The organism is Kordia sp., assembly GCF_965283645.1.
Classification (GTDB): domain Bacteria; phylum Bacteroidota; class Bacteroidia; order Flavobacteriales; family Flavobacteriaceae; genus Kordia.
Genome location: NZ_CBDIPG010000001.1, coordinates 2,808,334 through 2,821,341, shown reverse-complemented (window position 1 = coordinate 2,821,341; position 13,008 = coordinate 2,808,334). Strand labels below are relative to the sequence as shown.

The window sequence follows — 13,008 nt, the reverse complement described above, 5'->3', positions numbered from 1 at the left end:
TTTTCAATTGAAAAATAGATCGCTGTCGCTTTTGGATTATTAATTTGTGTGATTTCACAGTACTTCTCGATACAATTTTCTGCGAAAAATCACTCCTTTAGATTAGTATGTAATTAATTGTTAACTTAAAAATGGAAAAGATACACTACCAAAAAGTCTTGACTCAATATTCTGGGTTCTTGCTTCTTTTTACATACCAATTACATATTAAAATAAAGTTAATGTAAGCGCTAAATCAAATTCTTTTTAGAACTTTAGACGTAAAATTAATTTGAATGAATTCATCTGAAACGAAAACATATTGGTCAAATCGGTACAAAGACAAACGTACAGGTTGGGATATTGGCGAGCCATCAACGCCTTTGAAGAAATATATTGATCAATTGACGGATAAAAATGTCAAGATTTTAATTCCTGGTGCTGGAAATGCCTATGAAGCTACCTATTTATACAAACATGGTTTTACGAATGTGCATATTTTAGATATTTCTGAAATTCCCTTGCAAGAATTCAAAAAACGAAATCCTAAGTTTTCCGCTGAAAATTTACGGTGCGATGACTTTTTTACACATAAAAACACGTATGATTTAATTATAGAACAAACGTTTTTTTGTTCATTTCCACCATTGCCAGAAACTCGAAAAAAATATGCAAAACAGATGGCAAATTTGCTTGGCACGAATGGAAAACTAATCGGTTTATGGTTTGATTTTCCATTAACCAACGATGTAGAAAAACGTCCATTTGGCGGAAGTAAAGATGAATATTTGAACTATTTTAAACCGTATTTTACCGTAAAAACATTTGAAAAAGCATACAACTCCATTTTACCACGCGCGGGAAATGAACTTTTTGGAATCTTTGAGAAATTATAAAATAAAAATAGTAACGAAATAGCGAATGCATAACTTAAAAGATTTAAACATTGAGAAAGAATTGTTGCCAGTATTCGATTATTCTCTGAATACGTTTGCGAAAAGGAAAATTGGAGAAATTTTAAACAGACCTTTACAATCGACAGAAGCAATTATGCAACGTCAAAACATCTTCAAAGGATTTACTGCAAATCAGAGAGTTTTAAAAGACTATTCATATACCGTTTTATATCTAAATGAAGTTCATTTTTTTCTAACGAATGAAAAAATAGAAGATTTATCGCAAAAGAAATTGAAGTACAGATTGTTTGCTTCAAAGCAAGAAAAAATTCGTTACATAAGCCGATTCAATCAATTAATATTGTTCTTCCATCGTTTAGAATCAAGGTATTTTACCAGATTAATTATAAATGAATTTCCAGAAGCATATCGTTCAAATATAAAACAAATTCTCACCTTTTTTTCAAATTTCGAGCTGTATAAATACGAATATATTGTTAGAGAAAAAAGATTAAAAGATACACATATTATTGCTTTAACAGAGAAAATTAATGAACTCAGAAGTAATGGATCGGTGCTTTCTTTTTGGGAAAATTTATTTCAATTTGAAGCATATCTATCTATACATACAGCTATTTTAAGAAACAATTTTACCTTTCCAAGTTTTACAGAAAAACAGATTTCACTCACTGAATTTTATCATCCATTGATCAAAAATGCTGTAAAAAATAACTTTGAAACTTCTAGTAATGTAATTGTGTTAAACGGACCGAATATGTCTGGGAAATCTACTTTTTTAAAAGCGGTTGGGTTGTGCGTTTATTTTGGACATTTGGGGATAGGAGTTCCTGCAACTTCAGGCGCAATTCCTTTTTTTACTAATTTTTCTATTGAAATCAACAGAAGAGACGATATTTTAAATGGCTACAGTCATTTTATGACAGAAATAATGAATCTTAAAAATGTAGTTGAAAATGCTTCCAACGGAAACCAATGTTTTGCAATTTTTGACGAACTTTTCAGCGGAACTAATGTAGAAGATGCTTTTGAAATTTGTAAAACAACGATCAACGGATTGAGTACATATAAAAACTCACTATTTTTAATTTCAACACACATTCAAGAACTAAAAAACGTTTCCAACGCAGATATTTCCAACTATTATATAGATTGTGAATTGATTCACAACAAACCAACATTTACCTACAAATTGAAAAAAGGCTGGTCAGACATTAAAGTAGGAAGAATTTTATTTGAAAAAGAAGGATTGAATGAATTGCTGAAGTAATTGAGCCGCTTCACTTCAACTTCGCTCAGTGTGAACGCTACTAGATATTAGCTCGCTTACGCTTTTAGATTGTTAGGTACTATCTTCTTCATAAATTTGAAAATAACAATCTTGATTCTATATTATTGATTCTTTTATCTCTTTAAAAAGTTAATCAGTTGGTTTATTAATTTGTGTGATTTCACAGTACTTCTCGGTACAATTTTCCACGAAAAATTACTCGAAGTGACGTTTAGAACTTTTGAAAAATAATTCGTGGATTCGTGACAGAAAACCATTTTGTCGTTTCGTTTCAAACAACAAACCTGTTAAATTCTGTTAAAATTAGAAAGGTGCTATAAATAATACGACAAAGCTTAGAACCAAATTTGAAGACCAAAGACAGTTTTAATGAAACAAACTCAATTATTGCTAGCTTTTCTGTTCATTATTAGCTTTATAGCTTGTGATACAAAAGGAAAACCTACTTCTACTACTGAAACAACAACTGCTGTTGCCGAAACTACACAAACAGCAACGACTAAAACGGTAGACAAAGCCACTCAACTTACACAACAAACTATTCAGGCACATGGTGGAGAATTGTACGATCAGGCGAAGTATGAATTTGTGTTTCGTGATAAAAAATATCGTTTCAAAAATGATGGAAATGCATATGTATATGAAGTTGAAAGTACAAAAGATGGAAATACGACACGAGACGTTTTAGACAATGGAAAATTTTCAAGAACGATTAACAATAAACCTGTTGAATTGTCCGAAAAGAAAATAACAAGTGCTATAGGTGCTGTGAATTCTGTCATCTATTTTGCTACACTTCCACACAAACTTAACGATGCGGCTGTAAACAAAACGTTTGTAGAAGAAACTACGATAAAAGGTGAAAAATATGATGTGTTAAAAGTAACGTTTAGTCAAGAAGGTGGCGGTGAAGATTTTGATGACGAATATCATTATTGGATCAATAAAGCGACAAAAAAAATAGATTATTTAGCGTATAATTATCAAGTAAATGGCGGTGGCGTTCGTTTTAGAAGTGCGTATAATACACGTGTAGTTGATGGAATTACGTTTCAAGATTATATCAATTACAAAGCCTCAGTTGGAACAGCTTTAAAAGAGTTGCCAGCATTGTATGAAAAAAATGAATTAAAAGAATTATCAAAAATAGAAACCCAGAATATAATTAACTTAAAAAACTAGACATGAAAAAAATTATGATGATGCTTGCATTTTTTGCAGCAGTAAGTACTGTAAACGCACAAGATTTCCCGAAAGCAGATAAAAGTCCAACAGATATTGCGCATTATCCAACAAACGCAGCGAAAAGAGCGTTTGCAAAAACAGATGCTCAGAAAAAGGCTTTAGCACCAAAAATCAGAGTTATTTATGGGCGTCCATTTAAAAAAGGAAGAGAAGTTTTTGGAAACTTATTAAAGTTTGGAAAAGCTTGGAGAGTTGGCGCTAACGAATCTACGGAATTGTTATTTATGACAGATGTAATGGTTGGTGACTCAAAAGTAAAAGCAGGTCGTTACTCAGTTATTATTATTCCAAACAAAGATTCTTGGACGTTAAAAATTAACACTGATAATGACGGTTGGGGAAATTACTCATATGACGCTTCAAAAGATGTTGCGAGTATCACAGTTCCTACACAAAAAAGCGAAAAAGAAATAGAGCAATTATCGGTTGTTTTATATGAGAAAAGTAAAAATGTTGTGCATTTAAAAATTGGATGGGACACAACAGTTGCCGAATTTCCAATTACATTAAAATAATAAGTTCAATTATTTAGTTTAGATTTTCAATTGAATGTAAAAGCGCTTGTACTTTGTATGAGCGCTTTTTTTGTTTAGAATTATTTATTTAGAAGTCTTCGTATACGTATTCAACGTCAATCCAATGACAATTAAAACGATTCCTAAAACGCTCCAAAGTGTGTACAATTCGTGAAACCAGCTGAGTCCGATAAGCATGGTGAAAATAACTTCAATATATTTTAAAGGTGCGGCTTTGTTGGTTTCGGCAAGTTGCAATGCTTTCGTCATATACAACTGACCAACATAACCAAAAATTCCTAAACTGAGCAACAAAGCCCATTCCCAACCTATGGGTGTTTTCCAATACGGAATGCACATAATTCCACCAGTCAATACGGCAATCATCATAAAGTAATTGACGACTACCACAGGATGGTCGCTTGAACCAATTTTTCGAATTACAATGAAAACCAATCCACTAAAAAATGCAGAAGCAAGTGCGAGTATCAAACCTGTAGTGCCAATTTGTGTATCAAATCCTTTCAAAACAAGTACGCCACAAAAGGCAATTAGGAAAAATAACCATTGAATATGTTTTATTTTTTCTTTCAGAAAAATTAACGCAAAAACGGCTGCAAAAAGAGGCGCAGTATATCGTAAAGAAACGGCTGATCCCATGGATAAATATTTGAGCGATATAAAAAATAAGGTCATGGTAATCACACCAAAAACTCCACGAAGAATCAGTAATAGTTTTTTATTTCCAAGGATGGAAATTTTATTTTTAAGTAAAAATGGAATCGTAAAAACCAACGTTCCAATCGATCTAAAAAATACTATTTGATACGCATTAAAATCACCTAAATACTTTACGATAGCATTCAAAAAAGCAAACGCTACTGCGCTAATAACCATAAATTGAATTGCCTTTTTGAGCATGTTTTTCTTTTAAGAATACATGCAAAAGTAGACTAATTTAGAATAAAAAAAGTGATCGTTTTAAAGATTTTTATACCAATTTTAATTATGCGTTTACACCATTAATGACTCTTTCCCAATCAAATGCAGGGCCAATATCCCATTTTCCTGAAGTTCTATAATTAATGTGTGACGTAATTCCTCTGAAATTAGGTAATTCGTCTATTGTTCCTGTAATATATCTTTTGTTTTCTGGTAAAAACATTCTTGGAATATCATACTCGGCTGTTAAATAGCGAAGCAAACTTATCAAGCTATCATATTGTTTTTCTGAAAATGTAGCATAATATTCTTGTCCTCTAAAAGGTGGCTCTAATTTCGTATGATAATACTCTTCTTCAAGCTCACAATAATCATCTTTATCACTATATACAGTTACTAATTGATCTCCTATTTTCTTTAAATATCCAATATTAGAAATTTCAATAGCAATAGTTCTTTTGCAACCATTTTTGTTTCCTCCAATTGCTCCTGAACCTAAATGATATGACCAAAATGCAGACGACCACATATTTAAAATTGTTCCGTTTCTAGCAATGATAAAAGGTGTTGATACATGATTATTAGGTTTTGTTAATGCGGAAACATCTCCTTTTAAATAACCAGCCGTAAAATGCAGCACAATTTGAGTTTTGGTGTTTTTTTCTTCGTAGTAAAATGACTTATCTCCATTTTTCAATCTACAATTCGTATACTCCATTACCTCGTTTGTTCCTTTGATGGGAACAGACATTTCGGTTAGATTAAATTCTTTTCCGTCGGAATCTTTTCCAGTTTTAAAAAAACTACTTTCGTGACTTGATATACTTGTTGCTTGCATGTTGGTTGGTTTTAGTAATTATAGTATGTTTTGAATATTAATTTGCGGCTATACCGCCAGCAGCTCCTCCAGCTCCACCAGGACCTGGACCAGGACCAGGACCATTTTGACGACGTCTTACTGCTGCTAATGCTTGTTGGTCATACTTTTTTTGTCTCTTCTTTGGTCTAGCTTTTGCTTTTTTTCCATGCGGTTTTCCACCTCCATGTTTTCCTTGCATACGAAGCATTTTTCCTTCAGGAGATTGCGGACAAGGTCCGTTTTTGTGATGTTTATGACCTGCGTCACAAGTTAACTGAGCTACTGATGCATTTCGTGATGTTTCAGATTTTGCTTTCATTTGCGTTGCTCCACTACAATTAGAACATCCACACGCTTTCCCATGTGCTTTTACCATAAGTTGTGTAGCAGTTGTACTAGCTCTATTATCTTCTAAACTAAAACCCTTACTTTCTGTGGCTTGTCCTTGTACTGTAGACGCCGCAGTTTTAGTCTGTTCTTTATTTTTTTGAAGTTGTGTTAGCATAATAGTGTCTTTAGTTAGATTTTATTTTCCTTTTTTAGCAGCTTCTGCTGCTCTTTTTGCTGCTAATCTTTCGTTTCTTTCTTGCCTTTTAGCTTCTCGCTTTGCATCTTTTTTAGCTCTTTTTTTAGCATGTTGTTTACTTTTTACATTTCCATGTCCAGGGTCTTTACGTGCCATTCCTGTCCCTGATGCCTTTTTAGGATGTGGATCCATGAGTTGAGTTACTTCTTGAAGTTGTGTCGTTTCATTAGAAATTACTTTTCGTTGCAACGCTTTTGCGCCCATTACATCCGCTTCTTTTTCTAAACCTACATTATCATTAATGGCAACACCATTTTTTTTGATGGTTGGTTTTACACGACCTTGTTTTTGTTGCACTACATGCCATGCTTCATGCGGCAAATGCTTTTCTTGTCCGGAAGCCACATGAATATTGGTGCCTTGTGCATACGCATGTGCGTTGAGTTGTGCAGGTTTTGAAGAGTTGTAATGTACTTTTACATCATCTAGTGCATGTCCGGAAATGTTTTCCATTCCTGATTTTAAATTATCAGGCAAACCAGTGTTGTTTTTCTTTTTTTGAATCGTAGTTTCACGATTCATTTTATCCACTTTTTTTTGTTGTATGATTGATGATTCACGATTATCTTTTAACGATATTGTTTCCCCTTTTTGATCAGAAACAGTATGTGCAACACTTTTTTGTTGTATGGTTTTTTTCGCTTCTTTTTGATACATAACTTATACGATATTCGTTAGTTTTTTCTTTTTACTGCAACAAGTACTGGGCTTTTTCCGCCTAAATAATCTAAAGCAGAACAGTAATTATAGTCATGAATGTAATCTTTCCATCGGGCTAAATGTGGATCATAATAGGATAAGTTTATTGACCTTCCCATGATGAGTTCGTAGATGTACCTATCTTCAAAAGGATATTCTGTAAAGATATATGCATATGAAGCAGTTTTTAAAGAGTTTACACCTTCATAGTTTTTATACTTATTTTTTCTTTGTTGATATTCTTCAATTCCAAAAGCAACTTGGCGGAAAAAGTTATTGAGCGTTTCTTCAATTTTTATATTTCTACTAAAACCTATTAAAAATAGACATTGATGTTTTATTAAATAACCCATGACAAGCAATTCTTCACTTTCTACAGATTGATTTAGTGCAGCTGCCACAATCATATTTCGTGAAGCTTCAGGAATTTCGTTACTCCAAGCATTCATTACAAATACTCTGGAGAATTCTCCTGTGTTTATAAGATATTGTTTTTTCATTGTATAATTACAATAATGCCATTGTTTTATTTAATTTTTTAAATTCTCTTCGAATTCCTTCAAGTAGTTCCTGTTTTTGTACTACTGTATCGTTTCGTTGAATTGCCGCCAACGCACAATACCGAAGTACATTGATAATAGCACCACCAGCCAATTCATATTTTTCTGCAATTTGTCGTATGTCAATATCTGGAGCTAAGGTACACGTGTCTGAAAATGCTTTTTCCCAAAGTTTTACACGTTCATCTACAGATGGTATTTTGAAATTAATAATAGATTGAAATCTTCTTGAAAACGCTTCATCCATATTTGCTTTTAGGTTAGAAGCTAAGATGATGAATCCTGGAAAATCTTCAATGCGTTGTAATAAATAGGAAGTTTGTTGATTGGCATGACGATCATTAGATGAGTTTGCTTGTGTACGTTTTCCAAATAAGGCATCTGCTTCATCAAAAAACAGAATCCAGTTTTGGTGTGCTGCATTATCAAATATGCGTGATAGATTTTTTTCGGTTTCTCCAATGTATTTGGAAACAATCATGGAAAGATCTACACGATAGACATCCATTCCTAAATTTTTCCCCAAGAGGGAAACGGTTAAAGTTTTTCCTGTACCTGGTGGTCCGTAAAATAATGCTCTGTAGCCAGGTTTTAATCGTTTGGAAAGTCCCCAATTTTGCATGAGCGTATCTTTGTGTGTCAACCACGTTTGCAATTCTGCAATTTGATCCATAATACTCGGGTTCAACACAACATCTTCCCATTCTAAATTGGTTGTTATTTGTTGCGCAGGAAACGTAACACTGTGTTGCAATGCTGGTTTATTTCCTGTCATGAAAAAGTGCAACCATCTATAATTAATACTTATTATTCCATTGAGTTTTGGTAAGTAACTTTCAGTACTTTCAACATGTATTATTTGTTCTTTTTGGAATATATGATCGTTGTTAAAAAATGAAAGCACATCCACATGCCATTCTGGATTTAGTGTTGCTATTAAGAATAGTAGCGTTTGTCCTGTTGGCAAAAAACCACTATGACTTTTATCGATAACACCGCCAAATTCTGTAAATCCACGATTGTATATTTTATTCTGACCGAAAAAAATATCTAACACTTCTGGACGAATATGTGGTGTAATGACTAGTGCAAGCGCTAATCGTTCGAGTGTATTTAAATTCCAATCACGAATACTGTTTGTGTATGGAGTATCTACATCTTCAATGTTAGGAATTTCCAATTCTGTCCAATGTGCGTCTGCGCCTTCATGTTGTAAATAATTCCCTATGACTTGATTTATGACGTTTTGGAGCCAATCAATTTCTTGATGAATTGCAAGAATATATTCATTAGTTTCCATAGTTTGAGAATAGTTTTTCTACATCATCAAGGTTCGTATTTGTCCATGAAAAGTATTGCAATGCTGTATTTGGATTGAGTTGATTAGCCTGCAACATGTCTAGTACGGAAGCTTGCGCATTTGCAGTAACTGGTGGCGGAAATGGAGCATCATGATAAAAATCATATTCATAAAAAGTGGCTGCCCACGGCGCAATTCCTGTCCTGTCAGTGATTAGCTGACTGATAAAAACTTCTAGTTTCTGCGGTTGTACAATGAGTTTTTTTGCTTTAAAAAAATTAGGTTTCTTTTTATCTTCTCTATGATAAAATTCAATATCTCTTGCTTGAATTGTTTTAGCATCTGAATGACCAAAAATATCTACTAATCCAAAATTTTCAGATTCCGTAGCAATTTCTAATTCGGCTTTGTCTGAACCTGCAATAGCTAGTGTCCAATTTTCAGCTACAGCTGTTTCCGTAACAATATATACTTCTCGAAACGAATACAGTACTTGTGTCATTTTGATAATAAGCTCTTGCTGAAAGTCGCTCCAATTAGCAAATTTCACGGATTCGGGAGTTTCACTTTTAAAAAAGAAACTTCCAAATCCGTCAAATGTTAGTAGTTGTTTGCTAAACTCAAAATCTCCTTCAATAGGATTGTGTCCAGTATCTCTGCCTGAATAGGCCTTGGATACACCTTCGCTAAAGTTCCAACTTGCGGGATTGAGTTTTATTCCATTATCAAATATAGCGTCTTCTACATTGATGATAGCGTTTCTAAAAATATTTCCTAAAACAATGATTTCTCCGTTTTTTATCTGGAAAAAATCGCCTGGATACATATGTTGATTTAGTGGTTTTGCTGGAATAAAACCACTAGTTCTAGCATAAAAACTTTTATAGAATTTTTTAAATACATTATCCATAGTTCACTTGTTTTAAGGTGATTATATATTTCTAAGATACAAAATTTATGATGCTAATGCTGCGGCATTTGCTGCGGCTAATCCTGATTGTAAAGAAGCTAGTTTTATTTGTGCATTGCTTAATGATGCCGTTGCACTATTCAATTGACTTGAAGTATCATTTACAGCCGCTAATAATTCATTGTACATTGCTTCCGTAATTATATATGCTTCGTATAAATAACTTTTGATAGCATTATTTTTTATCTCTGTTGCTGGAGTAGAACCATCAGTTGTACTCGTTTGACTTAGTGTCATATCTCCATCAGTAAGCAAGCTGTAAAGTGTATTTACTTGTTCTTCTTCTAATTCTGCAGCTGCTGCAGATTCTAGAGTTGTTGCTTGCGATGTAAATACGGATTCTAAAGCTACTAATGTTAAAGCAACAGCGTTGTTAGCATCTGCTTGTGCTTGCGTTACTAGTGTAATTAGTTCGTCAGAAATTAACGGGTTTGTTGCTTTTTTACGAATGACTAAATTTGCCAGCTTGTTTACAATTTCAGAAGCATAGATTAGCTTATTGATTAACGAATTTGTTTGCACAGCAGTATCTTTAATGTTTCCACTAGCATTTGTAATTTCAGTAACGACAATTTTAGAGTTCTTTAATAGATTTTTTGCATTGTCTACTACAGTATCTACAGCATTTTTATTACTTAATGCTTGATCTTTGTTCGTTTTTGCCGAAGCAAGTTGTGTTTGAAGCTTTGTCAATTTCTGTGTTAAAGAATTTACAATTGCTTCATATTCTTCAACAGATCCTTGTGCATTAAGCACTTCTTGTGTTAAGCGATCAAGTTCTTGTTTCTTTTTTTCGGTAACTCCGTATCGTACGCTTACCGATTGTGCATATAGTGTATCTAAATTCATGAGTTCTATTTTTTACATTTTTTTTCTTGGCTGTCTACTAACGTATTTACAGCTTCGTAAGAGTTGTTTTGGTTTTCCGTATGGTATGTGAAACTTGCTGTTTTGGCAAAGTCAGAAAGCGCATTTGTATATTCTTTTTGCTCACTTTCTGGAACTGTACTTAATACTAATACTGCAGGTATGTATAAATTATCAGCAATTAAACGATTTCCAAAGTTATCAGTCGTTTCAGGAGCTAAGTCCATATGTACACTATATGCCTTGTATCCTTTTATGATCTTATCAAAATCATCTTGTAAAGCTTTGTTGTCTTTCAGTAACGTTTTTACCTTTTTCTCAACTTTAACGATATCTTTTAAGATCTTTTTATAATCTTCAAATAGTACAATTATAGATTTTCCTGTAAAGAAATCCTTGATTAATTTTTTGATATCATCATTCAGTTTTTTCAATTCAGAATCTTTTAAATCTTTAAAAACCGTAGGATACTTGTTTAGTAAATATTCGGCAATAGAAATTTCTTTTGTATCACCATTTGTATAGCTTCCAGCCGGAATTTGTTCAGCAATCGTTAAGTTAAAGAAGAAACCAGGTTTAGCTATGTATTTATCCTGTTTTATTTTAGTATTAACTTTAGTTAATTTCTCATTAAGGGCTTCAATTTCTTTATTGGCTTCCTTAATTTTATTGTCAATAGCAGTAGTATCAACATCTTTAGCACCTGTGTCAGCTGATTTTTTACCTTTTAAGTATTCAACTTTATTTTGTAAATCGTTGATTTCATATGTATATGTTGCTTTCAATTCATCCTCTAGAATACCTTTTTCTGTATGAAACAAATCAGAAGCAGTCATTAATCCGTCAATTAATTCAGAGTTATCAGGTAAAAATATACAACGATAGTCTACTCCATCTGTCTGTTGTAATATGTTAAATTTTAACTCTTGTGGAGCCTTATCAGCTGATGTAACACCTAAGTCTCCACTTTCTGGTGCTGATAGTTTGTGTGTCATCGTAAACATTTTGGATGCCGCTGATAAATAGTCGTCAAATGTGTTGATCGATTTTTTGTATTTGTTTGTAAATACAGTCAATATAAATAGTACGTAATCTTCCCCTAGTTTAAATTCATTTCCATCTGTATCATGTAATACAGAACTTGTATCATCAGACTGTTCAGAAGTATAGATAACTTTTGAAATTTTACCGTTATTGGCTTCTGAAGGAGCTATTTCTACATACGATTTTTTATTTTCATTAGTTACAAGCGTTTCTGCAGTACTAATTGAAAATGTTTGCCTTTTGCTTTCTTTCACAAGCATTACATAATATTTATCTACAGGATTTACCGTTGCATCATTATTGTTTCCATCCGTTTTTTCAGCCTTTGGCGGCATAAAAGGATTACTATACACATTAAATACAGCCGTAAATTTTTGATGATTAGGACTTGGAAGTACTCTCAAGCCTAAGTTTAATTGCCTATTACTCAAGCTGTAAGCATACGCAGTTGATCTGAGTGAAACACTTAAATCTTCTAACTGACCTTCAGCTTTTTTCTCGGCTGTACTTGAGCTAGATACTTCCGAAGTTTCCGCTTGTACTAAACCGTTAGTAGCTTCAAGTTCTGTAGATACTACCGTCAATAAATCTTTGATAGAAGTATCTGTCACAGTAGCTTTGTCAACCAATGTTTTTGTGCTTACTTCTGAAATACTTGCTGAAGATTCCATACTTTTTTGCGAAGCTACTTCAGCTACATACGCTGTATTATCCATTAGTATTGCAGCATTTTTTGCTTGGTCATAAATTTCTGTACCGAAATCACCAGCACTCACAATACTTAAAATACTTCCGGTATTGCTACTTAGTTTTACAATAGCATTTGTTGCTATTTGTAAGTTTGCTGCAGCTACAGATGTATTCGTTACTGATTTGTCCGTATACGTTTTTGCATTTTTAGCAGATGCTAATACATTGGTAGAAATGTCACTATCTACAATTGCTTGTCCGTTTACTTGTTGTTGAAAATCATACTTTTCAGACGTAACTTCTAGTTTTTCTGAAGCCGTAATTCGTGCACCTTGTGCGTAGTAAAGTGAAAACATAGACGCATCTTGTTTCGACTTTACTTGTTGTAATTCTAATTCTTGTGTGTTTAATGAGGAAACAACACTAGAATGTAGATTGTCATTGTAAGAACTCATAAATTTTATTTTTTGGTTTATTAATAATTTTAACCTCAATGTGGTTATGCTATTTACTTCTATTCATCTTTGTAGCGCTAACTACTATCTAT

13 protein-coding genes are annotated in these 13,008 nt (G+C 33.0%); 4 read left to right on the top strand and 9 right to left on the bottom strand.

Going from position 1 to position 13,008, the window contains the following annotated elements:
• Nucleotides 1–275 precede the first annotated feature (275 nt).
• From ACQ654_RS12460 to ACQ654_RS12445, 4 genes are all read left to right on the top strand, one after another.
• Entirely contained in the window at nt 276–875 is a 600-nt protein-coding gene (locus ACQ654_RS12460) for a methyltransferase domain-containing protein (RefSeq protein ID WP_430410664.1), read from the top strand.
• Nucleotides 876–900: 25 nt separating this feature from the next.
• Complete coding sequence (locus tag ACQ654_RS12455; protein ID WP_430410663.1) at nt 901–2,163, top strand: MutS-related protein; 1,263 nt, start codon at nt 901–903, stop codon at nt 2,161–2,163.
• A gap of 390 nt (nt 2,164–2,553) precedes the next feature.
• The gene (locus ACQ654_RS12450; RefSeq protein ID WP_430410662.1) at nt 2,554–3,366 is read left to right on the top strand and encodes a DUF6503 family protein; all 813 of its coding nucleotides are present in this window, start codon (nt 2,554–2,556) and stop codon (nt 3,364–3,366) included.
• Nucleotides 3,367–3,368: 2 nt separating this feature from the next.
• On the top strand, nt 3,369–3,944 hold the full coding sequence (locus ACQ654_RS12445) for a DUF2911 domain-containing protein (RefSeq protein WP_430410661.1): 576 nt from the start codon (nt 3,369–3,371) through the stop codon (nt 3,942–3,944).
• Between the two features lie 84 nt (nt 3,945–4,028).
• On the opposite strand, the gene ACQ654_RS12440 is transcribed toward ACQ654_RS12445, so the two are convergent.
• From ACQ654_RS12440 to ACQ654_RS12400, 9 genes are all read right to left on the bottom strand, one after another.
• Nucleotides 4,029–4,865, bottom strand: a complete 837-nt coding sequence (locus tag ACQ654_RS12440; RefSeq protein WP_430410660.1) for a DMT family transporter — start codon at nt 4,863–4,865, stop codon at nt 4,029–4,031.
• Nucleotides 4,866–4,950: 85 nt separating this feature from the next.
• Entirely contained in the window at nt 4,951–5,724 is a 774-nt protein-coding gene (locus tag ACQ654_RS12435; RefSeq protein WP_430410659.1) for an N-acetylmuramoyl-L-alanine amidase, read from the bottom strand.
• A gap of 37 nt (nt 5,725–5,761) precedes the next feature.
• The gene (locus ACQ654_RS12430) at nt 5,762–6,250 is read right to left on the bottom strand and encodes a hypothetical protein (RefSeq protein ID WP_430410658.1); all 489 of its coding nucleotides are present in this window, start codon (nt 6,248–6,250) and stop codon (nt 5,762–5,764) included.
• 21 nt (nt 6,251–6,271) lie between these two features.
• Entirely contained in the window at nt 6,272–6,988 is a 717-nt protein-coding gene (locus ACQ654_RS12425; RefSeq protein ID WP_430410657.1) for a DUF4157 domain-containing protein, read from the bottom strand.
• Nucleotides 6,989–7,005: 17 nt separating this feature from the next.
• On the bottom strand, nt 7,006–7,530 hold the full coding sequence (locus ACQ654_RS12420) for a hypothetical protein (protein WP_430410656.1): 525 nt from the start codon (nt 7,528–7,530) through the stop codon (nt 7,006–7,008).
• Nucleotides 7,531–7,537: 7 nt separating this feature from the next.
• Nucleotides 7,538–8,890 (bottom strand): ATP-binding protein, encoded by a 1,353-nt coding sequence (locus tag ACQ654_RS12415; protein ID WP_430410655.1) that lies wholly within the window; start codon nt 8,888–8,890, stop codon nt 7,538–7,540.
• Nucleotides 8,880–9,800 (bottom strand): hypothetical protein, encoded by a 921-nt coding sequence (locus ACQ654_RS12410; RefSeq protein WP_430410654.1) that lies wholly within the window; start codon nt 9,798–9,800, stop codon nt 8,880–8,882. Before ACQ654_RS12410 ends, ACQ654_RS12415 begins: the two co-directional genes overlap by 11 nt.
• 45 nt (nt 9,801–9,845) lie before the next feature.
• Nucleotides 9,846–10,709 (bottom strand): hypothetical protein, encoded by an 864-nt coding sequence (locus ACQ654_RS12405; protein ID WP_430410653.1) that lies wholly within the window; start codon nt 10,707–10,709, stop codon nt 9,846–9,848.
• 5 nt (nt 10,710–10,714) lie between these two features.
• Complete coding sequence (locus ACQ654_RS12400; RefSeq protein ID WP_430410652.1) at nt 10,715–12,916, bottom strand: hypothetical protein; 2,202 nt, start codon at nt 12,914–12,916, stop codon at nt 10,715–10,717.
• Nucleotides 12,917–13,008: the final 92 nt, after the last annotated feature.